The organism is Vibrio sp. 10N.261.51.A3, from assembly GCF_041471965.1.
In the GTDB taxonomy this organism is placed as follows: domain Bacteria; phylum Pseudomonadota; class Gammaproteobacteria; order Enterobacterales; family Vibrionaceae; genus Vibrio; species Vibrio crassostreae_C.
The window spans coordinates 24,785-50,525 of sequence record NZ_JBFRPK010000034.1 but is presented as its reverse complement, the minus strand read 5'-3'; the positions used below and the strand labels follow the sequence as shown (position 1 = coordinate 50,525).

Here is a 25,741-nt window from a genome sequence, read left to right as displayed (position 1 = left end):
TACAGTCGGTAATACGACGGTGTGAGAGTCGCAATGAACCAAAACGATAATAGAAAAGAAACACTTGAATTCAACAAACTTCAGAAACGTCTGAGAAGAAATGTTGGAAATGCCATCATCGACTACAACATGATCGAAGAGAATGACGTAGTAATGGCATGTATTAGTGGCGGTAAAGATTCATTTGCGATGCTAGATATTTTGCTACGTTTACGTGAAGCAGCACCGATCAAATTTGATGTTGTGGCAGTAAACCTAGATCAAAAACAACCTGGGTTCCCTGAACACATTCTTCCTGAGTACTTTGAAACGCTGAACATTCCTTACTACATCGTAGATAAAGACACGTATTCAGTGGTTAAAGAGAAAGTGCCAGAAGGTAAAACAACGTGTGGCCTATGTTCTCGTCTTCGTCGTGGTACTTTGTACTCATTCGCAGAGAAGATTGGTGCAACTAAGATCGCTCTGGGTCACCACCTAGACGACATCGTTGAGACCATGTTCCTAAACATGTTCCACGGTGCGCGCTTAAAGGCTATGCCACCAAAGCTTCGTTCAGATGATGGTCGTAACGTTGTTATTCGTCCACTGACTTACTGTCGTGAAACGGACCTAATCAAATACGCAGAACATAAAGAGTTCCCAATCATTCCTTGTAACCTATGTGGCTCTCAAGAGAATCTACAGCGTCAGAACATTAAAGCGATGCTAATTGATTGGGATAAGAAAACGCCAGGTCGTGTTGAGAAGATCTTCAAGTCAATCCAGAACGTAAGTCCAAGCCAACTGGCTGACCGCGAGCTGTTTGACTTCGTGAACCTTCCACTAGACCGTAGTGAAGACCGCAAAGCGTACGAATTCGAAGAAGCTGAAATTTCATCTTCTAACATCGATGAGTCAATGTTCATCGACGTAACGAACGTATAATAAGAATAATCGTTGTAGAGCAATAGATGCGCCTACAACAGACAAACAAAAACGCCTCAAGCAATGCTTGAGGCGTTTTTTTATAAGTTAAACTTTTCCCTGACCTAACCTTTCGAAAGGTTAGGGTCTAGTGGGCTGACGTAACCAGACGGTTTAAGAGCCAACACATCACAGTTAATCTTATCGATAACATGTTCCGCGGTATTACCAATAAACACGGCAGACAAGCCAGTACGACCCGTTGTACCCAGAATCACCATCGCAGCGTTATTTTCAGAAGCGACGCGAGGAATAACATCTTCTGGCAAGCCTTGTTCAACCACAGTTTGTTCTTCACACATACCGTGCTTCTGGCGCAATGCTTTCATTGCCGTTAAGTGATGGCCACGAACCGCATCGGTATAAGACGTTGGATCAAACTCTGGCAGTTCAATGGTAATATTCGCAGGTGTCACAGGGTAGGCATTCACCAAGAACGGTTCCGCATCCAAACGACCGGTGATCTCTAGCAATCTGTCGACCATCGTATCGTTAAGCTCTAAATGAGCTTCTGTTTCAGAACCTACATGAACGGAAGCAAAAATCTTCGCGTGATCTGGCCAGAAATCGTTTTTAACCAATAGCACTGGGCTAGGGCACTTTCTCAATAGATGCCAATCGGTTGGAGTGAAGATGACAGATTCCAAAGTATCATGCTTACGCGTGCCTTTGATTAAGATGTCGTGTTCGCCACTGTAAACCTCGGCTATGATCGCTTCGTACGGGCGGTTGTGCCAAACCACTTGTACGTTAAATTCAATAGAATCATCTAGGTAAGGTTCTGCGACTTTATTCATCCAAATTTCGCGTTGATGAATTACGCCTTTGCGCATTGCGTCTCTTTCATCGATAGAGAGCATAGATGTCATTTCATACGAGAAGTCGTATATCGACAAAAAGAAAGTGATGTGGCTTGTTGAGGTGCTTTTCTTAGCAAGTTGGATAGCACGAACTAGAGCAGGTTGCTCATCGTGATTAATGTCTGCGACAACTAAAATTTTGTTATAGATACTCATAACTAAGCCTACTTTTCAGACCGAACATATAAATAATGTAGCGTAGTTATGGAGAGATTAAGAGAAATATAAGAGGTTTTAAGAGAGAAACATGATGTAGCTCATTATTGAACTACATCATTGATATCTAGACTATTCTTTTGAAACGCCAGCAAGTTCCATCAACGCATCGTGATCTTCGATAGTGATATATTTGCCTTTAACGCTCAAGATGTCTGCTTTTTGGAAGCGACCTAGAAGACGGCTGATTGTTTCAACAGTCAAACCAAGGTAGTTACCAATATCGCCACGAGTCATCGTTAGGCGGAACTCACGCGGGCTGAAGCCACGTTGAGAGAAGCGAGTCGAAAGGTTGTAAAGGAATGCAGCAAGACGCTCTTCCGCGTTCTTCTTAGAAAGAAGCAGAATCATTTCTTGGTCACCTTTAATCTCGTTACTCATCAGGCGCATAATTTGCTGACGCAATTTAGGCATTTTTCCTGATAGGTCATCAAGAATCTCATATGGGATTTCACATACCATAGAAGTTTCTAGCGCTTGTGCAAAACTAGGGTGTTGGTCACCAGTAATCGCATCGAAGCCAACAAGATCGCCCGCTAGGTGGAATGCAGTAATCTGCTCATCACCTTGCTCGGTAATCGTGTAGCTCTTGATCGTTCCAGAGCGAATAGCATATAGAGATTTAAGCTCGTCACCGGCTTTAAATAACTCTTGGCCTTTTTGAATAGGCTTTTTTCTCTCAATGATCTGATCAAGTTGATCGAGTTCAGATTCATTCAAAGTAAACGGAATACAGAGCTGGCTAATACTACAATCCTGGCAATGGATCGCACAGCCACCAGACTGAACACGTTTCGTCACAGGCTTTTCAGAAATCATAACAATCTTTCACTATTTGATATACGTCAATATTTTAGCATTCCTTTATCCAGTTGGGTAGTAAAAAAACCGGATTTAAAGAATGGCTATACGGTATAAATAATGAGCTGTAGTGCCATATAACCGGTATAGAAACCGTAAATGAGGATTAAAATTGCGCCTAGTTGGCGAAATAAGTCAGCTTGTTGCAGTTTCTTGAGGAAATTAGCACCCATACCAACCGTCAGCATCGCTGGGAGCGTCCCTAAACCGAAAGCAAGCATAATACCTGCACCGTTGTACCAACTTCCTGATACGGCCGCCCACGTAAGCATTGAGTAAACTAAGCCACATGGTAGCCAACCCCAAATAAAGCCAAACGGCAAAGCGTGGCTAGGGTGCTTCAAGGGTAGAAATGATTTACCTAAAGGAGAGATATAACGCCATAGCTTCTGTCCGACTTTTTCAAAGAACAACAAGCCGAACCACCATTTACCGATATACAACCCTAAGACGATCATGAAGCCAGCAGCAAATAATCGCAGCCAACCTAGCAGAGCGTTAAAATCGCTTAGCTGACCTATCGAAGAGATTGCACCGCCAATCACACCGCCAATCACGGCATAACTTAGCAAGCGCCCTAGGTTATAAAGTAGGGGAATAACAGGGGAAGGTTTACTGTTGCCAATCGAAAGAAGCGACGCAATACCACCACACATTCCCATGCAATGGCCTGCGCCGATCAATCCAACAACAAAGGCTCCGATCCAATCAGGCGTCATCGTTCTTTTTGTCTACGTTAGTTTGGCTTTCGCTGTTAGCTTTCTCATTCTTGACAGGTTTACTATCAGAATGGTTGTGAGCCTTTTCGTCTTCATCAAACAGTATATTGTGACCTTGACGTTCTAGGTCTTCAAACTGTTCGCTCTTCACCGCCCATAGAAAAATACCAACAGCGATGCACACCAGTACAATCGCAATGGGGATCAGGATGTATAAACTTTCCATTATTTACCTTGCTCTTTTAAAAGCCTTAACGAGTTAGACACAACAATAATAGAGCTGGCAGACATGCCCACAACGGCAATGTATGGAGCAACCAAACCCGCGACAGCCAATGGAAGGATAAGTAAGTTATATCCTAATGACCAAGCTAGGTTTTCACGAATTATCTTACGTGTTTTTAACGCCAAAGTACGCGACTTAAGTAATCTATCGAGCTTATCACCCAGTAACACCATATCCGCAGAAGCTTTCGCCACGTCTGTACCGCCGCCCATAGCGACAGAAAGGTGGGCACCTGCAAGAATAGGGGCATCGTTAATGCCATCGCCAACCATCATGGTAATGTCACTTGCATCTCGAGAGTTCAGGTAAGCAAGTTTATCTTCAGGTTTCGCGTTAGCAACAATATCAGTAATACCAATCTCTTCAGCAACAGGCTTCGCGTTAATCAAAGAATCGCCAGTAAGCAGAGTTGTTTTGATGCCCGCTTCTTTAAACTGCTTAATAAACTCGATGCTTTCTTTACGGATTGGATCTTCATAAGTAAATGTAGCGATATGACGACCCGCCATCGACAAGTAAATGCCGTTGCTTTCCGATGGTTGAGCTTCACCTAGAATGAATTCACTACTACCAATCGCAACTTCTTGGCCATTCCACTCACCAGTGATACCTGAACCAATCACGTTATTAACTGACTCTACTTCGATCTCATCAGAAAGATGAGTCTTGAACGCTTTAGCGATAGGGTGGTTAGCGTGTTGTTCCAGGCTCGCCGCTACTTTGAGACAAGTGTCTTTATCAAGTTCAGCGAAGGTTTCAACTTGGCTGATACGAATATCACCCTCAGTCAATGTACCTGTTTTATCGATGATCAAGTGATTCACTTTGCACAAGGTTTCGAATACGTGGCCTTTGCGCAGCAAAATACCGAAGTTACCCATGCGAGACGTTGAGCAAGTAATCGCCGTCGGTGTTGCAAGTGACAGAGCACAAGGGCACGTTGCGACCAATACCGAAAGCATGATCCAGAAAGCGTCTTCTGGTCGTGTTTGGTGCCAGTAAAACCAAGTACCGAATGAGATGATTAAGATCACCGCAACAAAGTATCGAGCCACAACATCAGCAATTTCTGCAATGCGGGGTTTAGACAGTTGTGCTTCATCTTGCAGGCGAACGATATTGGAAATCACCGAATCCGCTTTTGATGTCATCACTTCCAGTTCAAACGACTCATCACCATTCAATGTACCAGCGTAGACAGTATCGCCTTCGTTTTTGACCACATGGATAGATTCGCCAGTCAGCATCGATTCATCGATATGAACTCTGCCAGACAATACTTTGCCATCGGCAGGAATGTGCTCACCCGGTAGAACGCGAATTTGGTCGCCAACTTTTAAGGTTTTGACTGGAACTTGTTCGCCATCTAACGTTGTTGCCATAGCAGGAACGAGCTTAAGCAGGTTACCACTAGCAGCGGCGGCTTTACGACGAGCGCGCATTTCAAGGAAACGACCAAGCAGTAGGAAGAAGGTAAACATCGAGATAGATTCGAAGAATACTTCACCTTTCTCTGTCACCGTTGCGACCAAACTTGCAACGTAGGCAAACAAAAGAGCGATCGACACAGGTACATCCATACCCAATGTTCGACCTTTGAGGCTACGCCACGCGTTGATATAGAAAGGCAATGCAGAGTAGAGCAGAACCGGTGTTGCAAAGATTAAGCTCACCCAACGGAAGTAGCTTTTGAATTCGGGCTCAAGGTTACCGAAGACTTCAAGATACAACGCCACAGCCAGCATCATGACCTGCATGGTTGCTAAACCAGCAATACCAAGACGATAGAGATAATTCTTCATCGATCGATGATAGGCGGCTTCTTGTTGATCAGCCTCAAAAGGTGCGGCTTTGTAGCCTAAGGTATGGATTGCAGACAACAGCTCGCTCAGTTTCGTCTGAGTGTTGTCCCAACTGAGCAGGGCGCGGTTAGTCGTGGTATTAACACGAATACTAACAACCCCTAACTTTGAAGAGACTTGCTTTTCAATAAGCCAAGCACAAGCAGCACAAGAGACACCTTCTAGTGACAATGTCACTTCAGAGGTGTTTTCAGAGTTACGGACGAACTCCAATTGAACATCTTCGTTGTCGTAATGACTGAGTGCCAGAAGTTGCTCTGGCACGAGATCCGCTTTTTCAGCTGGAGCGGTACGATATTGGTAGTAAGAGACCAGACCGCTATCAACGATTGTCTGGGCTACGGTTTCGCAACCCGGACAACACATAGGTCGCACCGATCCTAAGATTTCTACTTTAAAATCCGTTTCCGCTGGTACATCTTCACCGCAGTGATAACAGGATTCACACATAAGATTTAGTTCGTTAGTTGAGTAGGAGTATCAATAGGGAAGTTCATGCGACCTTGCACTAACCATTCAGAATCATGCGGAGAAAGCTCGATAAACCATGGACCTTGCATTTCATGATCCAGAGTCAACGTGTAGTTGCCTCTCGCATCAGCGGTCAGTAGCTGAGTAAAATCACGGTCAGGCAGCGTTCGGTGTACGAACATTGCGCTAATAGCAGGGAAGTGGTCTAGCTTGCCTTTGTCGAGAGTAATGATAACTGAGTTACCTTTCTCGCTAACTGAAGCTGATAAGCCAAGCTCTTTAGCAACATTTACTTTCGAAATGTCGACATTAATACCTTTACCTTTTTTATAGTAATCTTCAGTGACAACGTTAACTGAATGGTTGGTAAGTATCGCGACTCGAACCAATGTTAGCATAGAAACGCCAACGGTTAGGAAGATCAAAAACCACGGCCAAAACTGCTTATACCAAGGTTGTTCCATATTATTATTCTCAATATATACAATGAAATAAAACTAATTTTTACAAACACTTAAGGTTATAACTGTAAAAGAAAGACAGCCCCTTAAGAAGGGGCTGTTATTATTATGTTACTCTTTATCTGAGTTGCTGAGGCTCCAGACGTAGGCAGAGACGAGCTGAACCTTATCCTCACCGAGGATGTCCTTCCAAGCCGGCATTACACCAGAACGTCCGTACATGACTGTTTCCGTCACATCAGCGCGAGAATCGCCGAATAGCCAGTCGCGGTCAGTCAGGTCAGGGGCGCCAACAGCAGGGTTACCCTTACCATCAGTACCGTGACACGCTGCACACACTACAAAGCGAGCTTTACCAGCCTCTGCTTCACGTGCGTTTACGCTACGACCAGAAAGGCTAAGCGTGTAGCTAACTACTTCTTTTACGCCTTCTTCGCCAAGAGCGTCTTTCCAACCTGGCATTTGACCGACACGACCATGCATGATGGTAGTAACGATAGCTTGTGGTTCACCACCATATAACCATGCGTCATCAGTTAGGTTCGGGAAACCTTTCTGACCACGTGCATCAGAGCCGTGACACTGAGAACAGTTTTGTAGGAACAAACGTTGGCCCACTTTGATTGCATCAGCATCTGATGCAATGTCAGGGACGGAACGTAGACCATTTTCGTCGTGAGCTAGCTTTCTAAATGCTTCACCAAAGTAGGTGTCTGCATCATCAAGCTCTTTCGCGTATGCGTCTAACTGTTTGTTTGCTTGCGCAGCAGCGATTGCAGAGCGAGACTCTTCTACGCTACGAACTGTTTGGTTTGAACTCGTCCAACCTAGTAGACCTTTAAAGTTGCCAAGGCCTGGGTATAGAGCTAGATAAACAGCTGCAAACACAATTGTGCTAACGAAAAGGTATGTCCACCATTTAGGTAGCGGGTTATTAAGCTCACGAATACCATCGTATTCATGGCCCATATCCTGACCTTCTTCTACACCTGTTTTATCGTTGGAACACCAACGAAGTAAGGCTGCACAGCCAATCAATGTACCGATTGTGATTACTGTTACCCAAATACTCCAGAATGTACTCATTACTTCGTCACTCCTTGATTTTTATCTTTCGCAGGTGCTTCATCAGCGAACACTAGGTTTGCATCTTCGTCGAAGCGCGACTTACGATTTTTACCGAAAGCCCACCAAACGATGCCGATGAAACAAGCAAAAACAGTAACAGTCCAAACACTTTGAAATGTAATAATGTCCATAATTATTCCTTATTTCATTGCGTGGCCAAGCGATTGAAGGTAAGCGATGATTGCATCCATCTCTGTTTTTCCTTCAACATCTTGTTTAGCGTTAGCAATTTGTTCGTCTGTGTAAGGAACACCAAATTGATTACGGAAGATTTCAAGCTTCTGTTTAGTCAATTTGCCATCAAGTACATTCTCAGCAAGCCATGGGAAACCAGGCATGTTTGATTCAGGAACAAGTTCGCGAGGGTCGATAAGGTGAACGCGGTGCCACTCATCAGAGTAACGATCACCAACACGCGCTAAATCAGGACCAGTACGCTTAGAACCCCATAGGAATGGGTGTTCCCAAACGCTTTCGCCAGCTACAGAGTAGTGACCGTAACGTTCAGTTTCAGAGCGGAAAGGACGAATCATTTGGCTGTGACATACGTTACAACCTTCGCGAATGTAGATATCACGACCTTCCATTTCCAGAGCAGAGTAAACACGTAGATTTTCTACAGGTTCAGTAGTCTGCTTTTGGAAAATAAGTGGGGTAATTTCTACTAAAGCACCAAAACTGATAGCAATAACGATAAGAATCGCTAGTAGGCCAACATTCTTCTCTACCAACTCATGGCGATTATTTGAATTTGAGCTCATTCTAAATCTCCTTAAGCCGGTTGAGGGATAGCTTTAAGGCTATCTTTAGGTGCAGAAACAGTTTTGTACGTGTTGTATGCCATTAAGAACATACCAGATAGGAAGATGAAACCACCTAAGAAACGTACAAAGTAGAACGGGTAAGACGCTTCTACAGATTCAACGAAGCTGTAAGTTAATGTACCGTCAGAGTTAACTGCACGCCACATCAGACCTTGCATCACGCCAGAGATCCACATTGCTACAATGTAGAAAACCGTACCAATCGTTGCTAACCAGAAGTGAACATTGATTAGGGATACAGAGTACATACGCTCTTGACCAAATAGTTTAGGAACTAAGTGGTAAACCGAACCGATAGAAACCATTGCAACCCAACCTAACGCACCAGAGTGAACGTGACCGATAGTCCAGTCCGTGTAGTGAGATAGTGCGTTAACCGTTTTGATTGCCATCATTGGGCCTTCGAAAGTCGACATGCCGTAGAATGATAGAGAAACGATTAGGAAACGTAGGATTGGGTCGTAGCGAAGCTTATGCCACGCACCAGATAGAGTCATAATACCGTTGATCATGCCACCCCAAGATGGAGCAAACAGAACCAAAGACATAACCATACCTAGAGATTGAGTCCAGTCAGGAAGTGCAGTGTAGTGTAGGTGGTGAGGACCAGCCCAGATATACAGAGACACGAGAGCCCAGAAGTGAACAATCGACAAACGGTAAGAGTAAACAGGGCGACCAGCTTGTTTAGGAACGAAGTAGTACATCATGCCTAGGAAACCAGCTGTCAATAGGAAGCCTACCGCATTGTGTCCGTACCACCATTGCACCATTGCATCGATCGCTCCGGAATAAATCGAGTACGATTTAAACGCAGAGACAGGAACAGCTAGGCTGTTAACGATGTGCAACACGGCAACCGTGATAATGAAGGCTCCGAAGAACCAGTTTGCTACGTAAATGTGCGATGTCTTACGTTTAATCATGGTTCCGAAGAACACGACCGCATAAGCTACCCACACAAGAGTAATAGCAATATCGATTGGCCATTCAAGTTCTGCGTATTCTTTACCAGAGGTTAAACCTAACGGTAAAGTAATTGCAGCGGACAGGATAATCGCTTGCCAACCCCAAAAGGTAAAGGCTACGAGAGGGCCACCAAAGAGACGCGTCTGACAGGTACGTTGTACAACATAATATGATGTTGCAAACAGCGCACTTGTACCGAACGCAAAAATAACCGCATTAGTATGCAGGGGACGTAAACGACTGTACGTCAACCACGGCGTATCAAAGTTTAGCTGTGGCCAAACTAATTGAGCGGCAATCAAAACACCAACGCCCATACCGACAATACCCCACAAAATTGTAACTAGGGTAAATTGACGGACGACCGTATAGTTGTAGTTTTGTTCAAGCTGCTTTTCTTGGCTCATTTGCATGCTTCCAATTTCTTATTTACTACACTTTACTTCCAACACGACTCACGTCGTAATGCCACCCAAATTAGAAAAGGAAATTCAGCCTATTCAGGGCTTTATTTCCACTTGCTGATTTTAAAAAAAAGTGGCATTTTCAACGCGACACTATACTTGAATTAACAAATCAATGACAGAGTAGTAACCTTACGCTTGGTCTGGAATTGGATTTTTATTTAAAAACTTTGAACTTTGTAACAAGGAGTAAAGATTATAATGGCGGCACAAAAGCTAACAAAAGGCAGGCTTGTTCAAATTATCGTCATGTTGGTTATTTTAATAGCTGCATTTACTTGGAGAACAGTAACATACGATAATAACGAAACAGTAAACTGTATAGTTTCAAAACCTTGTAAATTTGGTATTGATAATCATAATGTTTCAGTTTCAAGCAATAACCTAGGGTATTCGATCGAAACATCTAAAACTGGCAAATTTATCATTAGCTATAATGAAAGCGGAATTCTGGAAGAAAAAGGACCATCAAATTGGCTGTTACAAACTAGTGATAAGACCTCCTCAATAACGGTTACATTTCCACAACAGGTGAGCACGTTTTCTGTAAACCTTTCTAAGGAGTAACAGAGAGAAACTGGGGCACACCTCGGTTCTTTTGATAGAAACATGTACCAAATCAGTGAAACACAATGCATTAAAGTGTTATAAAGAGAGCATTAATAAAGTTACCCAGAATCTATGAAATTTCTATCAAAAGTCTCTTACTCCCTAGACGATAAAATCGCAGTAGATGAGTTGCTCAGCGGGGTGGAAAACCCTGACGATATTGCTTGTCTTATTTGCTACTGCACAGAAGAGTATTCGACATTCGCTGTGCAGAGATATTTCGTAGATGCTCTCCCGAACACTCCCATACATGGCTGTACTACTTGTCACGGCATTATGACCGAAACTGGTTTTCATTCTGGTCCAGTCATTGGCGTCCTCATTATTCATGACTCGGGGATCAACGCCTATGGTACGGGAATCGAACATTTCAGCGACTCCATAGACCGCAGTACCTTCAGCGCGATAGACAAAGCACTCAAGAACGCCAACCGAGAAGGTGAAATTCCTGATCTTATCTTGCTGCATTCCACACCGGGTAACGAAGAAAAGGTGATGGCGGCTATCGATAAGAAATTTGGTACTGAAGTGCCAATTATTGGTGGCAGTGCTGCAGACAACCAGGTTTCCGGAAATTGGAGTATCTTCACCGAAGAGTCGCTGTCTATAAATGGTGTGTCTTTAACGGTAGTGTTTGCGTCTCAGTCCATCTATTCCTCTTTCAGCGCGGGTCATACGCCTACGCGGTATTCAGGCACCGTGACCAAAGTAAGAAACCGAATTTTGTTGGAGATAGACCACAGGCCAGCCGTCACCGTTTACAACGAATGGACTAATTTCCACTTAGATGGCAGTGATGATGGCTACATATTCGAAAAGTCGTCAGTCTACCCATTAGGCAGGAAAGTCGGCTCTTCTTACGATTACCCATATTTCAAATTGTCTCATTCGATCAGAGAGACGGAGTGTAATGGGATTGAGCTGTTCACAGACATCAGTGAAGGCGACACCATCTACCTGATGCAAGGGTCTAAGCAGCAGTTGATTAGCCGCGCCGCGAATATCATTCACTCCTCATACTACAACGACATGGATCTTGAAGAGAAACTAGGGGCGATCAATATCTTTTGTGCAGGCCCAATGTTGAACCTTAAACAAGATATGGATGAGGTTTGTGACCAAATAAATCAAGCACTTAATGGGCTCCCATACATATGTCCATTTACGTTTGGTGAACAAGGCAGGCTCTCTGGTGGCGAGAATGCACACGGGAATTTAATGGTATCGTCTGCAACGTTTTATAGGTTGAAAAAGTAATGGGTTCTGAAGGTCAAGAAGCGCTGCAAGAAGCACGTATTGAACTGCAAAAACTAAAAGCCCGTGAGCGAAAGCTGGCTGAGGAGAACAGGGTGATCTTATCAACCATCTCTGCGATCAGTAAGGCAAGTAACATATCTGAGATATTCTCCAGTCTCGAGTTCGTGCTCAAAAAATACATTAAGTTTGATGACTTTATCGTGGTATCAAGGGTAGGGAACGAAGGCAGTTTCAAAACCCTGCTAAGCAATAACAAAGTCTTCGAACAGATGAATTGGAGTGATTGTGGCAAGTTATCTCGAGTGATCAATGGAGAATGCGCCATCCTTTTTGAACCCAAGTCTCTGGGTGAATTCAATTCCTTACATCCCATTATCCTCGATCAAATCAACTCTGTTCTAATTACTGGTATCGATAGCGGACTAACACAATCCGTCATCATCTTTATCCACTCGAATACCAAGCACTTTAGTATTGAAACTAAGGCCACACTAAACCGTTTTCGACCGTTGATAGAGCGTGCTGTTTTCGATATTGAGAACAAAGAAAAGCTTGAAGCAACCGTTCGAGAACGTACCGCAGAGCTTGTCACAGCAAGAAAAGACGCAGAAAGAGCCAACAAGGCCAAGTCTGAATTCCTCGCGATGATGAGTCATGAATTAAGAACACCGCTAAATGCCATAATTGGCCTAATAGACACCCTAAAATCCACATCATTGAACGAAGAACAACAGTCTATACTGCTTAATATGAGCACATCATCTGAGCTATTGCTGGCAATTATCAGTGACGTATTGGATTTTTCTAAGATTGAATCTGGGTGTTTCTCGTTGGCTCCTCAATGGAGCAACGTAAGAGACACTGTAACTTTTGTATTATCTGAACAAAAGAAGACAGCAGACGATAAAGGTTTGCCGCTAACAATAACCAGCGATATTCCTGAGGGTGAACTGCATTACATCGACCCGAGCCGCTTGGCACAGATCCTATTTAACTTGATTGGTAACGCGATTAAGTTTACTGAGCATGGGCATGTCCATGTTTCTATAAAGTACCAGCAGAGCTCTTTCTATATAACGGTGGAAGACACAGGGATTGGCATTAGCTCGCAACAACTTTCGTCGCTGTTCAGTCCATTTGTGCAAGCTGATAGCACAATCACACGTAGATTTGGTGGCACAGGTTTAGGCTTGGCCATCACTAAAAGACTGGTTGAACTGATGCGCGGGCGCATATCGGTAAAGAGTGAGCCTGGAAAAGGCTCCAAATTCGAAGTACAGTTGCCAGTGCTTACTAGAGTTACGAATAATCTGGCTAACAAAGAAGACGAATCTTCACGAGAGTTAAGAAGCCGTTATTCAGTGTTAGTTGTCGAAGACAATCCAACGAATCAAATGGTGATAAAGTTAATCCTTACAAGACAAGGCCACGAGGTTTTCATCGCAAGTAATGGTGAAGAAGCGATTGGCTTTATTGAAAGAGGCAACGAATCAATAGACATTATCTTAATGGATGTGTCGATGCCGGTCATGGATGGATTAACCACAACCAAATACATGAGAGACGCGAACATCAAAACACCAATCGTTGCGCTAACAGCACACACATCAGTAGAAGACAAATGTTCGTGCTTAGATGTCGGCATGAATGATTTCGTGACCAAGCCAGTAAGAACTAAAGAGATCACAGAAGCAATTGATCGATTAATGCTTGAAGTCTAATAAACGTATTCTTAATCGAAGATTAGGAAATATGTTTATTAGGTATTTTATGGTAAATAGCCTTACTGTTAAATAGAACATCGATTTGGTAGATAAACAAGAGGCAGGGCATCGCACAAAGATACCTGCCTTATAAATACCAAACACCATTTAACATAATATACATAATACGCACCAAAAAAGGAGATTGAAATCTGAGAGGTTTCAGGGCCTGTTACTCGCGTAATTTTACGTACAGCGCCGCATGAATCTATCTATTTAATTACTGGCTGGCTTTGACTCCGCGTTAATTGGATTAAATCGTGATGGCTTTATCACATGTCTGCTCAAACTTAATTAAGACTTCTAATTACGGATGCCTCTCCAAAGTTAGTCCAGAGTCTCTGCTGGTTGAGTGTTAAAAGCTATTACCCTGATTTTGCTTACCAAAAGAACCTAGATGATTAACGCTTCCACTAACTCTCGGTCTATTGTCCGTACTACCAATAAACTGAAAAGACTTGGTTACTCTTGTTCGCTAGATTTAACGGTCCCAAAAGACCAAGCGAACTCCCGAATCATCTAGTCTTGTTTACCTATGTTGGCTTGTTCTTCACCAAATTGAATCAACTATCAACGTCATCAGTAACATCCGTACTCGTTTTTCAAACCACTAACTTTGAATTTTCTGATGCCCAACGGTCATTGTTACCAAACTGCGTTGCCATCCAAAACGAACTTCTATAAACGACTTGGCTAATAGTAAGTTACAGTGCAACATAAATTCTATTAACCTCTGTCTGGACTGTATTACATTGTCTCATAACTGCGATAATGACACTTCTATTACCAACAAGTCTTTAAAATCAGATGTTTAGGCTAGTTCTCAATTAGTTAGAGAATCTTTTGTTTGTTAACATATTCTGGAACTGAATAACTTATTATCTTAGAAGGCTTTACATGAAAATCAGTACAATCGCCCTATCGCTATTCACCGCTTTTTTTGGCATCAGCTCGCAGGCGCTTGCTAGTGAAAACTCACCTAGAGAGCATGGTCATTTTTATTCTGGTGTTGATATCGGCTTTTATAATGAAACTGAATTAGAATATCGTGGCAGCGCCATTGAAGATTCATCTGATCTATCAGACTTTAGCTATAACTTGGTTGGAGGCTACGAATTCAATACACATGATGTCGTCAAACTGGGGCTAGAAGCCGAGTACCGAAAAATCGGAAAAGTTAGCTATAACGACTTAATGGATATTGAAGGCCATGCTTTCTTCGTAAACATTAAACCAAAGTTTATTGTTGAAGGTGACGTATTAGATCTGTATGTATCTTTATTAGCCGGTGTTGGCTCTATGGATATGGAAGCGAAAGCTTTTGGAGTATCAGACTCTAAGTCTGAAGCAGCCTACCAAGTTGGTGCTGAGCTTGGTGCGATGGTAACAGACAACATCGATATCCATATTGGTTACCGCTATGCAAACGTTGAAATTGAATCCATCGATGTGTCACCTCAAACCGCTTACCTAGGTGCAAGGTACCACTTCTAAACTTGATTCACTCGTAGGCTCAATACTACTAAAGCCGTCCTTTTAAAGCTCGGCTTTAATTTTGATCACCTATTTCCCTACTCGACCTCTACTTTGACAAGACAATTCAACCATAAATAAAGTTACGTTGTATCTTCTGTAAAAAGTTACAACTTGAAAGCTTTGCCCTAACGCAAAATAAACCACTTTAACAGGCTACTATTTCGTGTTTAAATTTTTATCTATCAAACAGTTATACGAATAAATTTGGTGATTAAGCAATCAAATGCTATGCATTCAATCCTTAAAAGTAAATTAAAGTGTTAACATCAGGCAATTTTGTAAACTAGGTGTTTGATATGTTGCCTAAACTTTATAAGTTCAGATCACTCCACGACAGAAACATACAATCTATTTCCGAGTGTTCGTTGTGGTTTGATTACGCTAAAACTTTTAATAACCCTTTTGAATCTAACCACGCATTCAACAAAGAGCTTCAACAAAACTTTAAGATCATGTGTTTCTCTCAGTCGAACGACCACCCAATACTATGGTCGCAGTATGGTGACAACTTTAAAGGCATGTGTATCGAGTATGATCTCAACTGCTATAACGGTGAGGCCAATCTCAACTGTTTTGAAGTCCAGTATGAAGACGAACCGAATATGTTCCGCCCGGCATCGCTAAGAGGTTTACAAACATCAAGACTGGGAGCTGAGATATTCAAAATTAAGCATTCTAATTGGCGTTATGAAAAGGAATACCGCTGGGTATTACCTGATGACGAGATGATCGGAAATAAACTCTACCTTAATAGAGAGTGCCTAAGCTCGGTGATTCTGTCAGAGCACGCTCCTGCCGACAGGAAATTGAAAGTTCTGATGACTTGCCAGCGCCTTGGTATCCCTGTTAAACACGCAATAGCAAAGCAAGAGTCGTTTACCTTCGAAGTGGTCAGTTAAGTAGAGTGTAATCCTACTGTTTAGCGCCAAAACAAGACATTCACATAAAGTTACAGCGCAACAAAAAAGAGAGCGACATTAATGAGACTCTCTCTTTTTATTACATGTTCACCGTAAGCTTTCCCAATCCTTTATCTTGCATCTGCTCAATCGTCGCGATAGACATTTGAACAGTTGAAAACCAATAAGGTCGGTGCTTAACGTTAAATAGTTCACTATTATCTAACGCCTCGAAAACAGAATATTTTCTACCTTGAGCCAAAGCTGCACCATAAACCGTTCGCTCAAGTACTGGAATGTCATTCACTTCCTCTAGAAGTGCCCTCTTTATGAACTGGTTTTCAGGGCTCCAATCTATAAATTCAACGAGGTTTTTTAGTAGTTTAAGCTCTAACTGCTCGACCATCGCTTCGAGAAACTGTGTATTTGGCATCACCTCAGTACAAGCATAATATTCGTCATGCTTGTCACTTGCTTCACGATAACCAAGCATCGTTTTTACCAATGCGTCTTCAAACGTTGAAGAAAAGTGGTTACAAATTAAAAACAAAGGCAGAACTCTCAACACACCAAGTAAAATGCCTACGTTAGGATCTTTAACCGACGTTTCTTGAAGTCGAATTCGAGTCGCATTTGACGTCACGACCAAGTGTTGCCAAACCTTAGGTGTGATGTGTTTAATGTTGCCATCATTCCACTTAATCAGCTGTTGACTCATTAACAATGGGAACAATAAACGACAATTTTCTATTCCTATTTGTCGTGCTGCAACTTTTGGATCGAGAATTACCTTAGATTTCTTTCCATATTTATCTGCAAACTCTTGATTGGAAACAAACTCGATTAAACTTGAGCTCAATGGCCTACTTTTCGCGGATATTTCATGGAGTTTGGAAAAGTTTAAAGATGGCGAATACGCAACACTAGCGAACTGATTGTAATCGGGTAAGTCTGAAAACAACGAACTTATTAAGGTACCTTGAAGCTTCTCAAGCATTAGCGCAGAAGCGGCATTGCTGACATCATCGATAACGTATCGTAAGGTTTGTTGCTTCGCGTCGACTTTTTCACGATGAGCATTGACTCTATCCTGCTCGCAGCGCAATAAAATACGTTGATTGTGAGATATGCGGTCAGATTCATCAAATATGACACTATCACAATACCTATTTTCCAAACTTAGTAACGTGTCTACTGTAGATTGTGCGAGCTTATATTCAGGTGAGATTAACCATCGATTAAAGCGAGCTTCAACATTGATTGAGACCTTCCTTGAGATCTCAACTACTTCAGGGGTATAACTTTTATTTGCTAACAACAACCGTGACTTTCCTTTGCCGTAAATGCTCTTGTATCGGCATATCCTGCCTTTATAACAAAACTAATATTAATAGAAATTAGAGATTGGTTCACGAAATTGTTTCAATAAAATTAAGGATATTTAGTTATAGTGCGTTGAGAGTGACTAGTGTGTGATATGTAGCCGGATATACTTTTCTGGAAAGCTGTATTTGAACCTTTTCTTCGTCGGTAGGTGTTTTTTCGCCTGCTTGCAAACTTTACTATCTCCAGACGTTCTCACCTTTTTGATTCTTGCATAACCTTTAGAGTGCTTCATCTCAATCATCAGATCGCAATAACCCTCGAAATCAACATTACTCTTGTTGAGCCCTTTCATGACGGTGACTTTTATCTTTTTAGCTACAGGATTAACCAATGCATCGTCGGGAAAAGCGACTGGGGATAAAAAACATAATAGTAATACTAGATATCTCATACTGCTCTCTCTTTGTTGAGGGTGAGAACAGTATGCGGAGATTTAAGAGAAATGAAGGATTAACTTAGTATGAGGATTGACCAGCTAACGCGTAACTCTCAACGATTACGCTTTCTTTGAGCCTTTAGACTTAAAACCATTATGCGGGAACACGTTACGAATACGTTGCTGTACGTTTTTAGGAACATCTTTAGTGAACTTGAGATTGTAACCAGAACGTTTTGCATACACTTTTAGCTCGCCTTTAAAGGTATTGTTATGACCAATCTCTTGAAGGTTGTGCTTAAAGCTCGGTGGAAGATGCCCTTTAACTTGTTCGATCGCCCCGTCGCTAAATTTAATTTTCAATACCGGTCGATCGACTGCTACTAACCAAAAAACTAATACCGCACCGATTAAGATTACGTACATCATAATGTCACCACTACTGTTGATGGTTATTTATCGTCAGAAAGGAGCTTGCTTAAGTCTTCTTTGAGGCTAGTCACCGTCTTGCTGGCCTGCTCACTACGAGACGCTTCGCTAACCAAATACTCGATGGCATCTGAGAGCGTACAACCTAGCTCGTTCGCACGTTGAGATAGCTTTTCCCATACACGGTAATCAAGGTCGATTGATTTCTTCTTTGTATGAACTTGTTCAGCATTGAAGTGGCGTTTTCGCTTAGCTCTGATCGCTTGTTTAAGCTTGTTATCGAGCTCAGGAGACATGTTGTTAGAGATCCACTCAAGGACACCTGTAGGTTGGTGTTCAAGCTTCAATAAGGCTTTAACAGCAACGTCAGCTTCACTTGAATCTATGTGGCAGGTGATCGACTCGCCTTCTTTCCATTTTTTGACCAGATAGTTCCATTTCCAACCACATTCCAAGTTTTCAAGTTGCTGATATTTCATGTCTAATCTCGAGAGTTAATCCTAGTGACAGCGTAACCCAAAATAGGCTATTTAACAATTATGATCTTGAAAGAATAGACCAAGATCATACTTATATTAGCTTAGTGATTAGTAACTACAACATAGAGCTACAAGCGAGATCGGTTTTTCTATATACTCCCTACCTCATTATCATAATCAGAAACTTAAATGACTCAAGTAGATTGGCGACATGTTACGCCTCAGTACGACGAATATAGCGCTCAATTAGAGCAATTCCCTGACATCTCGCCTTTCCCGTTTTCAGATATTCAACATAGATTCAAAGATGCGTTAACCCGCTTTGTCCGTTTGTCTAACCTTTCGCGTGTTTTACTTGTAAACGCTCCAGACAATTCGATCTATCGTCAAATGATTGTTGAATCTCTAGTCACTGCTTTAGATGATCACACTCTACCGGTTATAAAAACTGAGTCTTTAAATGCTGTCTCTCTGTTTGACCAAGTTCAGTCAAAAGACGGTAAGGTTGTAGCGACAAAGCCCGGCCTACTGGCTAGAGCAAACAACGGCTATCTGATCGTTTCAGCAAACTTGATCTTGGCCAACCCAGGAAGCTGGTTACTGCTTAAATCAGCACTGCTTGGTGAAGCCGTAGAACCAATCAGCAGTAATCCAGAGCACTTGAACCAATCCCCGACTTTGCCTTTGACTTACAACATTAAGTTGATTGTGGTTGGAGACAGAGCTCAACTAGGTGACCTTGATTACCTGGACAGCGATATTCAAACCGGTTTTTGCCTATTTAGCGAAATTGAACAAGATATCAAGCTCTCTGAAGAGACTTTGACTCAATATCTTGGTTACCTTAAGTGGCTTCAACAACGTTATGAATTGCCAACCATCACGCAACAAGCGTTGACTGGCATTCTTACTGCCGGAGCAAGAGAAACCGAAGATCAAAGCTATATCCCACTGTGCCCTATTTGGCACAACGCGTTATTGAACGAAGCTTTGATTGAAGCCGACAATGGTGAGATTGATATTCACCATATCCAGCAAGCTCAACAGCACAAATACAACCGTGAATCTTATCTACCAGAACGCGCCCTTGATGATATTCGTGATGGCCAAGTCATTATCGAAACTGAAGGTGAACAAGTTGGTCAAGTTAATGGATTGACGGTCATCGATGTACCGGGACACCCAATATCGTATGGTGAACCTGCACGAATTTCCTGTGTTATTCACTTTGGTGATGGTGATATTGCCGATGTTGAGCGCAAAGCCGAGCTGGGTGGTAATCTTCATGCTAAAGGCATGATGATCATGCAAGCATTTGTGAGCAGCGCACTAAACCTTGAAGATCCGTTGCCATACGCTGCTTCTGTTGTGTTTGAGCAATCGTATTGCGAAGTAGACGGCGATAGTGCTTCTCTTGCTGAGCTTTGTTCTCTGGTGAGTGCTTTGTCTGAATACCCTATCAATCAACAAATTGCGGTTACAGGTGCAGTTGACCAATTTGGACGTGTGCAAGCTGTTGGCGGGCTAAACGAGAAAATCGAAGGCTTCTACCATGTGTGTAAGCACAACGGCTTAACAGGCGAACAAGGTGTGATCCTTCCAAGATCGAACTTAAGGCATCTTGCACTAAAGCCTGACCTTATTGAAAGCATTAAGAATGAAGAATTCCATATTTGGTCTGTGTCTAATGTAGACGAAGCAATTCCTCTCATTATGAACAAGCCATTTAGAGACGATGAACAAGAAAGCGTTCTGAGTAAAATCGCGGAACGTATTGAAAACTTTGAAAGACATGAGCACCCTATTGGAATCGTTGGACGCATTAAAAACTGGTTTGTCTAGTACTGATCGGACTTGTTTAGCGTACACCTGTTCACTAATATGCACCTATCAAAAATCGGAGTAATTGATAATGCAAAACAAACGTGATTCTTACACTCGCGAAGAGCTTCTAGCATCAAGCCAAGGCGAACTATGGCCACAAGGCCCTCAACTACCAGCACCGAACATGCTAATGATGGATCGCATCACTAAGATGTCTGAAACTGAAGGTGATTACGGTAAAGGTTTAGTTCTTGCTGAGCTGGATATTACTCCTGACCTATGGTTCTTCGATTGTCACTTCCCGGGTGACCCAGTAATGCCTGGTTGTCTAGGTCTTGACGCAATGTGGCAGCTTGTTGGCTTCTACCTTGGTTGGGTTGGCGGCGAAGGTAAAGGCCGTGCTCTAGGTGTTGGCGAAGTGAAATTCACTGGTCAAATTCTACCTACTGCGAAAAAAGTAACTTACGAGATCCACATGAAGCGTGTTGTTAACCGTCGTCTAGTTATGGGCCTTGCGGATGGTCGCGTACTTGTTGATGGTAAAGAGATCTACGTTGCTAAAGATTTGAAAGTTGGCCTTTTCCAAGATACGTCAGCATTCTAATCTAATAGTTAGATTTTTAGTAAAGCAGCCCATGGCTGCTTTATTTTCGTTCCAATAAGTTTAGTTATAGTGCATTAAAGTATCCCGTATTAAGCTTGAAACAGGATAAATCCACCAGCGATACGCTTATGATAGCGAAACTAGAATGCTACATAGCTCTGGGAGTCTTTGTGTTGTTCTGAAACTAACAAGGCTCCAGCCGTTGTAATCAACAGACAATGGAGCCCTGACCTTGAATTCTTTACGCCCTATCTACTTATAGAGACCTGATTGCTTGTCATCTTTGGCGTCACGCCATCCACCTAACCAATAAGACCGAGAATCCATTTGGCTATATGGGCAAGCTTCTTGCGACCGTCCATTTAAACCAGCCTTGTAGCCTTGAGATTGTGCTCGTTCTAGTCGATCACGCTTTTGTCTCTTCATAGTGCAGTCCTCATACGGGTGTTACATTTACTAACATACAATGATTACAACTTTACGGAGTTTTTGTGACTCCAACTTTAAGAATCGGTCAAATTTTCACTTTTCTCAAGGTGAAAAAAAGCCCGAGTTCAGAATTGTGAACTCGGGCTCAGGAGATAAAATTATTTAAATTTTCTGCGGAACCCTAATAGACCAAGCACAGTCAAAGTTAACCAACCTAGGCTACCACCTTGGCGCTCAACTTTCTCGGTGTCGGTGCTACGAGTTACTACGCTATCAATGTCAGAGCCAGTGTCATACCTTGCTCCCTTGATTGGGATAAGCTTAACAGCTACAACCTTTTCGACTGCGTTAGATGAGGCACCACCACAGTATGAGTTGTGTGATGTTGTGTCATAAGGCTTATCATTACCGTCGACTGTACATTTGATAGCCGTTGCTGAAATCACGCCAGCATCATTGATATCCGTCGCATCAATGATTCTAAATTGGTTATTGTGACTAGACGCATCACCATCATTTGTTAAGTCATCTAACCACCATGCTTTACCACCAAAAATATCAACACGGCGTTCATCAGTTGAAGACGGGAGATCGTAAGGGTAAATAAAGCCTCTGTGTCTTCTTTCACTACCATCAACCTCACGAGTGGTTTCTGCATCTATTTGGCCAACAAACTCATTAAAGTTGTTAACTGCTTTAGCTTCACCGCTCGAACCACCAAAGAAGATACCACCAGACAAGTACGTTGCTGTTGGGTTTTTGGCATCGGTTACAACGAAAGGCTTATTACCTGCACTACCACTCTCTGGTACATAACCATTACGCTTAGAATAACCAACAGCGAACAAATTATCGTTGATGTCAGTCGCTACAGAGTTACTGTATCTAGCATCGTCGTTAGACGAGCCTGACTTAACCTCTGCACCGCTAATCTGTGTAGTCGTCCATGTTGCACCAGTAAGATCTAATGAGTCACTCACAAAAACACTGGCGTTCATGTCTTGTAGGTCACCATTACCATCTGCAGTATTATAGCCAACACCGTAAAAACCAGAACCTGATTCAACGATTGAACGCATACTGCCTTGAGCAAAGTAATCACCTTGTTTAGCGTCACCGCTGCGAATCCAATCGATTTCTTTGGTCGTAGTACCGTCCCAGATCGCCGCTTTAGAAGCATAGGCCTTATCTGGTTCTGATGTATCAGTCGGAACAAACTCTTCAGAGACACTACCTACATTGTAAACTTTGCCGTTACTCGCTTTTATCGCACGCCACGCACGAGTTTCTGAAGCTCCAGTTGGCGCCGCTGTCGTCGTAAACAATGCATTATTGCGAATATCATCTTTGGATTTGATCCCCACAGGTTGGGCATTCTCATCTAAAGAATTGATTACCGTATTGCGAGTTTCAAAAGTATCCCCACCTTCAACAAACGCTTTCGCATTTACGTGAGTAAGGTCATTTCTTTCCTTACTCCAAGTGTCATTCCAACGGTTTTCAGCCCAACTTTCACATGTAGAATATCTCAGCTCTCGATAACAATAGTTTTCGAAATCATCACGCTCTTGAATGTACTGAAATGGTGCATCCATTGCGAATGGTACTTCTTCACGATAACTTACCGCTTCAAGCGTATCGCGAGTCTCACCAGCAAGTTTAAATGCACTATCGGTACAGTTGGTTGCAGCTGAATCGAAGCAACCTAACGCAAGCTCATTCGTTCCGTCTGTCGCAACACCAGGTTGAATCGCCACACCATAGATTTCAGAGGCACCTGTAATTGAAGGAGTGACTTCAACGACCTTGTAAAGCGCAGCATTGGCATTAGTTGCAGCTAAAACTAATGCTGCAACTGTAGTTAATTTAAATTTAGTACAAGTCATTATTACTTCTTAACTTTCCTGTTGTAGTGCCTCGAGCTCTTCCCAGCGCTCAAATGCAACTTCAAGCTCCTGCTCTGTCGCAGTTAGCTTATCTAAAACTGGCTGTGTCTGCTCTACAGATTTCGAAAAGAAGCTTGGATCGTTGACTTCTTCCTGAAGAGTTTCAATTTGAGTTTCCAATTCTTCCAAACGCATTGGTAGCGCTTCTAGTTCTCGTTGTAGCTTATACGATAACTTCTTAGGTTTAGCCTTAACTGGCGCAGTTTTGGGAGTTTCCTCAACTACTTTCTCAGGCTTTGATGGCTTTTCAACCTGTCGGTACTCTAATGCTTGTTTTCTTTGCTGCTGAGCATCGTGGTAACCACCAACAAATTCTTCAATAACACCATTACCTTCAAAGATCCAACTTGTCATAACCGTGTTATCAACAAACTGACGATCGTGGCTCACTAAAAGAAGCGTACCCTGATAGTTGGCAAGCAAATCTTCTAAAAGTTCCAAAGTTTCGATATCTAGATCGTTGGTTGGCTCATCGAGAATCAACAAGTTGTTCGACTTAAGGAAAATACGCGCCAATAACAGACGGTTTTTCTCACCACCAGATAGTGCTTTAACAGGAGTGCGAGCACGTTTTGGAGAGAATAAGAAATCTTGTAAGTAGCTTAGAGCATGACGCTCACGGCCACCTACGGTCACTTCTTGCTTACCATCCGCGAGGTTATCAATTACAGACTTCTCAGGGTCTAGAATTTCGCGGTATTGGTCAAAGTAAGCGACTTCAAGCTTAGTACCACAATGCAAACGACCTGAATCAGGCTTAAGCTGGTCAAGAAGCAGCTTAAGTACCGTACTCTTACCACAACCGTTAGGACCAATCAGAGCGATACGATCGCCACGCATGATGTTGAAGCTGAAGTCCTTAACAATTTCTTTGCCTTCAAAGCCAAAGTTAAGATTCTCAGCTTCAAATACAATCTTGCCTGAACGCTGGCCATCGTCGATTTGGATAATCGCTTTGCCCTGCACTTCTCGACGGTTTAAACGCTCTTCACGTAGCTTCTTAAGCGCACGCACACGGCCTTCGTTACGAGTACGACGAGCTTTAATGCCTTGACGAATCCAAACTTCCTCTTGAGCAAGCTTCTTATCAAATTCAGCGTTTTGCATTTCTTCTACACGAAGCGCTTCTTCTTTCTCAACAAGATAGTTTTCGTAATCACCCGGGAAAGAGCTCAATTTACCGCGATCAAGATCGACAATACGTGTTGCCATCGATTTAATGAACGCACGGTCATGCGAGATAAAGATGATTGAACCGCGGAAGTCTTTCAGGAAACCCTCTAACCATTCAATGGTCGCAACATCTAAGTGGTTAGTCGGTTCGTCAAGTAGAAGCACGTCAGGGTCACATACAAGCGCACGAGCAAGTGCTGCTTTACGTTGCCAACCACCAGACAAATCCGTCAGTTTGGTTTCTGCAGTTAGCTTAAGCGCCGCCAATACGTTGCTTACGCGATCTTCAAAGCGCCATGCATTCGCATGATCCAATTGCTCTTGAACGCGAGTAAGGCGGTTTAGATTCTTTTCACTTGGGTCTGTCGCGATGAGATCCAGAAGATCATGATAGATCTTCAGCTGTTCGCCGATTTCAGCAAGGCCACCAGCAACATAGTCATAAACTGTACCTTGTTCATTACGCGGTGGATCTTGTTCTAGACGAGACACAACCACATCTTGCGTGATTTGCATCTTACCGTCGTCCATGATGATGTTTCCAGATAGGATTTTCATCAATGTCGACTTACCAGCGCCATTGCGCCCTACTAAACATACACGTTCGTTTTCTTGCAGCACGAAGTCCGCACGATCTAATAATGGGTGATCACCAAACGCTAATTGCCCATTATGAATTGTAAGTAATGCCATTCTTCTTTAACCAATCATTAAGTTCTAACAAGCCAAATGGCCAGTTAAGCTCTGAGCTTTGAGAAAGGTCAGAGCTTTCAAATTTGAGCACCGGAATAGTGACCCCGTAACGGGAAAAGAGCTCATCATCAAATGCAATGTCAACAACGTTGACGTGATGGCTAATGTTTAACTGTTCCGTGAGTTGGAATGCCATCTCACATAGATGGCACCCTTCTGTACTGTAGAGAGTCAGCACTATATATCCTTAT

General features: G+C 42.7%; 26 protein-coding genes. 8 read left to right on the top strand and 18 right to left on the bottom strand.

Annotated elements, in window-relative coordinates; all coding sequences use genetic code 11:
* Positions 1 to 33 precede the first annotated feature (33 nt).
* A complete protein-coding gene (gene ttcA / locus AB4371_RS10075) occupies positions 34 to 927 on the top strand; it encodes a tRNA 2-thiocytidine(32) synthetase TtcA (protein WP_017059635.1) in 894 nt (297 codons plus the stop codon).
* A 104-nt stretch (positions 928 to 1,031) separates the two neighbouring features.
* Here the strand turns inward: ttcA and uspE are convergent, their stop codons facing one another.
* From uspE to ccoN, 10 genes are all read right to left on the bottom strand, one after another.
* Complete coding sequence (gene uspE / locus AB4371_RS10070) at positions 1,032 to 1,982, bottom strand: universal stress protein UspE (protein WP_017070547.1); 951 nt, start codon at positions 1,980 to 1,982, stop codon at positions 1,032 to 1,034.
* A gap of 132 nt (positions 1,983 to 2,114) precedes the next feature.
* Entirely contained in the window at positions 2,115 to 2,861 is a 747-nt protein-coding gene (locus AB4371_RS10065) for an FNR family transcription factor (protein ID WP_017059637.1), read from the bottom strand.
* Between the two features lie 86 nt (positions 2,862 to 2,947).
* A complete protein-coding gene (locus tag AB4371_RS10060) occupies positions 2,948 to 3,622 on the bottom strand; it encodes a sulfite exporter TauE/SafE family protein (protein ID WP_017070548.1) in 675 nt (224 codons plus the stop codon).
* Positions 3,612 to 3,848: a cbb3-type cytochrome oxidase assembly protein CcoS gene (ccoS, locus tag AB4371_RS10055; protein ID WP_017059639.1), complete on the bottom strand. Its 237-nt coding sequence runs from the start codon at positions 3,846 to 3,848 to the stop codon at positions 3,612 to 3,614. Before ccoS ends, AB4371_RS10060 begins: the two co-directional genes overlap by 11 nt.
* Positions 3,848 to 6,220 (bottom strand): heavy metal translocating P-type ATPase metal-binding domain-containing protein, encoded by a 2,373-nt coding sequence (locus AB4371_RS10050; RefSeq protein ID WP_136974290.1) that lies wholly within the window; start codon positions 6,218 to 6,220, stop codon positions 3,848 to 3,850. Before AB4371_RS10050 ends, ccoS begins: the two co-directional genes overlap by 1 nt.
* Positions 6,221 to 6,225: 5 nt before the next feature.
* A complete protein-coding gene (locus AB4371_RS10045; RefSeq protein WP_017059641.1) occupies positions 6,226 to 6,705 on the bottom strand; it encodes a FixH family protein in 480 nt (159 codons plus the stop codon).
* 108 nt (positions 6,706 to 6,813) lie between these two features.
* Positions 6,814 to 7,788, bottom strand: a complete 975-nt coding sequence (gene ccoP, locus AB4371_RS10040; RefSeq protein WP_017063857.1) for a cytochrome-c oxidase, cbb3-type subunit III — start codon at positions 7,786 to 7,788, stop codon at positions 6,814 to 6,816.
* On the bottom strand, positions 7,788 to 7,961 hold the full coding sequence (locus tag AB4371_RS10035) for a CcoQ/FixQ family Cbb3-type cytochrome c oxidase assembly chaperone (protein WP_004733679.1): 174 nt from the start codon (positions 7,959 to 7,961) through the stop codon (positions 7,788 to 7,790). Before AB4371_RS10035 ends, ccoP begins: the two co-directional genes overlap by 1 nt.
* Before the next feature lie 9 nt (positions 7,962 to 7,970).
* Positions 7,971 to 8,591, bottom strand: coding sequence for a cytochrome-c oxidase, cbb3-type subunit II (gene ccoO, locus AB4371_RS10030; protein WP_017059643.1), 621 nt, complete (start codon positions 8,589 to 8,591; stop codon positions 7,971 to 7,973).
* A gap of 11 nt (positions 8,592 to 8,602) precedes the next feature.
* Positions 8,603 to 10,036 carry a cytochrome-c oxidase, cbb3-type subunit I gene (gene ccoN / locus AB4371_RS10025; protein WP_009846707.1) on the bottom strand — a complete coding sequence of 478 codons (1,434 nt, stop codon included), beginning with the start codon at positions 10,034 to 10,036 and terminating at the stop codon, positions 8,603 to 8,605.
* Positions 10,037 to 10,288: 252 nt separating this feature from the next.
* Here ccoN and AB4371_RS10020 point away from each other — a divergent pair, with 252 nt between their 5' ends.
* From AB4371_RS10020 to AB4371_RS10000, 5 genes are all read left to right on the top strand, one after another.
* Positions 10,289 to 10,654: a hypothetical protein gene (locus tag AB4371_RS10020; RefSeq protein ID WP_017059645.1), complete on the top strand. Its 366-nt coding sequence runs from the start codon at positions 10,289 to 10,291 to the stop codon at positions 10,652 to 10,654.
* A 114-nt stretch (positions 10,655 to 10,768) separates the two neighbouring features.
* A complete protein-coding gene (locus AB4371_RS10015; protein WP_372149573.1) occupies positions 10,769 to 11,953 on the top strand; it encodes an FIST signal transduction protein in 1,185 nt (394 codons plus the stop codon).
* Positions 11,953 to 13,674: an ATP-binding protein gene (locus AB4371_RS10010; protein ID WP_372149571.1), complete on the top strand. Its 1,722-nt coding sequence runs from the start codon at positions 11,953 to 11,955 to the stop codon at positions 13,672 to 13,674. Before AB4371_RS10015 ends, AB4371_RS10010 begins: the two co-directional genes overlap by 1 nt.
* 939 nt (positions 13,675 to 14,613) lie before the next feature.
* Positions 14,614 to 15,210: a porin family protein gene (locus tag AB4371_RS10005; RefSeq protein ID WP_372149570.1), complete on the top strand. Its 597-nt coding sequence runs from the start codon at positions 14,614 to 14,616 to the stop codon at positions 15,208 to 15,210.
* Between the two features lie 338 nt (positions 15,211 to 15,548).
* Positions 15,549 to 16,151: a DUF2971 domain-containing protein gene (locus AB4371_RS10000; RefSeq protein ID WP_017059669.1), complete on the top strand. Its 603-nt coding sequence runs from the start codon at positions 15,549 to 15,551 to the stop codon at positions 16,149 to 16,151.
* Between the two features lie 100 nt (positions 16,152 to 16,251).
* Here AB4371_RS10000 and AB4371_RS09995 read toward each other — a convergent pair whose 3' ends face one another.
* From AB4371_RS09995 to matP, 4 genes are all read right to left on the bottom strand, one after another.
* A complete protein-coding gene (locus AB4371_RS09995) occupies positions 16,252 to 17,472 on the bottom strand; it encodes a hypothetical protein (protein ID WP_372149569.1) in 1,221 nt (406 codons plus the stop codon).
* A 144-nt stretch (positions 17,473 to 17,616) separates the two neighbouring features.
* Positions 17,617 to 17,928 (bottom strand): hypothetical protein, encoded by a 312-nt coding sequence (locus tag AB4371_RS09990; protein ID WP_017059671.1) that lies wholly within the window; start codon positions 17,926 to 17,928, stop codon positions 17,617 to 17,619.
* 105 nt (positions 17,929 to 18,033) lie between these two features.
* On the bottom strand, positions 18,034 to 18,342 hold the full coding sequence (locus AB4371_RS09985; protein ID WP_017059672.1) for a DUF3634 family protein: 309 nt from the start codon (positions 18,340 to 18,342) through the stop codon (positions 18,034 to 18,036).
* Between the two features lie 23 nt (positions 18,343 to 18,365).
* A complete protein-coding gene (gene matP / locus AB4371_RS09980; RefSeq protein ID WP_017059673.1) occupies positions 18,366 to 18,821 on the bottom strand; it encodes a macrodomain Ter protein MatP in 456 nt (151 codons plus the stop codon).
* A gap of 189 nt (positions 18,822 to 19,010) precedes the next feature.
* Here matP and AB4371_RS09975 point away from each other — a divergent pair, with 189 nt between their 5' ends.
* Together AB4371_RS09975 and fabA are read left to right on the top strand one after the other, a co-directional pair.
* Positions 19,011 to 20,663 (top strand): Lon protease family protein, encoded by a 1,653-nt coding sequence (locus AB4371_RS09975; protein WP_048615970.1) that lies wholly within the window; start codon positions 19,011 to 19,013, stop codon positions 20,661 to 20,663.
* Positions 20,664 to 20,733: 70 nt separating this feature from the next.
* Entirely contained in the window at positions 20,734 to 21,249 is a 516-nt protein-coding gene (gene fabA, locus AB4371_RS09970) for a bifunctional 3-hydroxydecanoyl-ACP dehydratase/trans-2-decenoyl-ACP isomerase (RefSeq protein ID WP_017059675.1), read from the top strand.
* Positions 21,250 to 21,501: 252 nt separating this feature from the next.
* On the opposite strand, the gene rmf is transcribed toward fabA, so the two are convergent.
* The 4 genes from rmf to AB4371_RS09950 all read right to left on the bottom strand — a co-directional run bounded on the left by rmf (position 21,502) and on the right by AB4371_RS09950 (position 25,728).
* Complete coding sequence (gene rmf / locus AB4371_RS09965) at positions 21,502 to 21,675, bottom strand: ribosome modulation factor (RefSeq protein WP_017059676.1); 174 nt, start codon at positions 21,673 to 21,675, stop codon at positions 21,502 to 21,504.
* A 161-nt stretch (positions 21,676 to 21,836) separates the two neighbouring features.
* Positions 21,837 to 23,564, bottom strand: coding sequence for a DUF3466 family protein (locus AB4371_RS09960; protein WP_372149568.1), 1,728 nt, complete (start codon positions 23,562 to 23,564; stop codon positions 21,837 to 21,839).
* Between the two features lie 9 nt (positions 23,565 to 23,573).
* Positions 23,574 to 25,490, bottom strand: coding sequence for an ABC transporter ATP-binding protein (locus tag AB4371_RS09955; protein WP_372149567.1), 1,917 nt, complete (start codon positions 25,488 to 25,490; stop codon positions 23,574 to 23,576).
* Positions 25,468 to 25,728 carry a glutaredoxin family protein gene (locus AB4371_RS09950; protein WP_019823251.1) on the bottom strand — a complete coding sequence of 87 codons (261 nt, stop codon included), beginning with the start codon at positions 25,726 to 25,728 and terminating at the stop codon, positions 25,468 to 25,470. Before AB4371_RS09950 ends, AB4371_RS09955 begins: the two co-directional genes overlap by 23 nt.
* Positions 25,729 to 25,741 lie beyond the last annotated feature (13 nt).

Bases quoted from the DNA above. Each gene is read 5' to 3' on its own strand.
- ttcA (WP_017059635.1), top strand. From the start codon at position 34: ATGAACCAAAACGATAATAGAAAAGAAACACTTGAATTCAACAAACTT.
- uspE (WP_017070547.1), bottom strand. From the start codon at position 1,982: ATGAGTATCTATAACAAAATTTTAGTTGTCGCAGACATTAATCACGAT.
- AB4371_RS10065 (WP_017059637.1), bottom strand. From the start codon at position 2,861: ATGATTTCTGAAAAGCCTGTGACGAAACGTGTTCAGTCTGGTGGCTGT.
- AB4371_RS10060 (WP_017070548.1), bottom strand. From the start codon at position 3,622: ATGACGCCTGATTGGATCGGAGCCTTTGTTGTTGGATTGATCGGCGCA.
- ccoS (WP_017059639.1), bottom strand. From the start codon at position 3,848: ATGGAAAGTTTATACATCCTGATCCCCATTGCGATTGTACTGGTGTGC.
- AB4371_RS10050 (WP_136974290.1), bottom strand. From the start codon at position 6,220: ATGTGTGAATCCTGTTATCACTGCGGTGAAGATGTACCAGCGGAAACG.
- AB4371_RS10045 (WP_017059641.1), bottom strand. From the start codon at position 6,705: ATGGAACAACCTTGGTATAAGCAGTTTTGGCCGTGGTTTTTGATCTTC.
- ccoP (WP_017063857.1), bottom strand. From the start codon at position 7,788: ATGAGTACATTCTGGAGTATTTGGGTAACAGTAATCACAATCGGTACA.
- AB4371_RS10035 (WP_004733679.1), bottom strand. From the start codon at position 7,961: ATGGACATTATTACATTTCAAAGTGTTTGGACTGTTACTGTTTTTGCT.
- ccoO (WP_017059643.1), bottom strand. From the start codon at position 8,591: ATGAGCTCAAATTCAAATAATCGCCATGAGTTGGTAGAGAAGAATGTT.
- ccoN (WP_009846707.1), bottom strand. From the start codon at position 10,036: ATGCAAATGAGCCAAGAAAAGCAGCTTGAACAAAACTACAACTATACG.
- AB4371_RS10020 (WP_017059645.1), top strand. From the start codon at position 10,289: ATGGCGGCACAAAAGCTAACAAAAGGCAGGCTTGTTCAAATTATCGTC.
- AB4371_RS10015 (WP_372149573.1), top strand. From the start codon at position 10,769: ATGAAATTTCTATCAAAAGTCTCTTACTCCCTAGACGATAAAATCGCA.
- AB4371_RS10010 (WP_372149571.1), top strand. From the start codon at position 11,953: ATGGGTTCTGAAGGTCAAGAAGCGCTGCAAGAAGCACGTATTGAACTG.
- AB4371_RS10005 (WP_372149570.1), top strand. From the start codon at position 14,614: ATGAAAATCAGTACAATCGCCCTATCGCTATTCACCGCTTTTTTTGGC.
- AB4371_RS10000 (WP_017059669.1), top strand. From the start codon at position 15,549: ATGTTGCCTAAACTTTATAAGTTCAGATCACTCCACGACAGAAACATA.
- AB4371_RS09990 (WP_017059671.1), bottom strand. From the start codon at position 17,928: ATGAGATATCTAGTATTACTATTATGTTTTTTATCCCCAGTCGCTTTT.
- AB4371_RS09985 (WP_017059672.1), bottom strand. From the start codon at position 18,342: ATGATGTACGTAATCTTAATCGGTGCGGTATTAGTTTTTTGGTTAGTA.
- matP (WP_017059673.1), bottom strand. From the start codon at position 18,821: ATGAAATATCAGCAACTTGAAAACTTGGAATGTGGTTGGAAATGGAAC.
- AB4371_RS09975 (WP_048615970.1), top strand. From the start codon at position 19,011: ATGACTCAAGTAGATTGGCGACATGTTACGCCTCAGTACGACGAATAT.
- fabA (WP_017059675.1), top strand. From the start codon at position 20,734: ATGCAAAACAAACGTGATTCTTACACTCGCGAAGAGCTTCTAGCATCA.
- rmf (WP_017059676.1), bottom strand. From the start codon at position 21,675: ATGAAGAGACAAAAGCGTGATCGACTAGAACGAGCACAATCTCAAGGC.
- AB4371_RS09960 (WP_372149568.1), bottom strand. From the start codon at position 23,564: ATGACTTGTACTAAATTTAAATTAACTACAGTTGCAGCATTAGTTTTA.
- AB4371_RS09955 (WP_372149567.1), bottom strand. From the start codon at position 25,490: ATGGCATTACTTACAATTCATAATGGGCAATTAGCGTTTGGTGATCAC.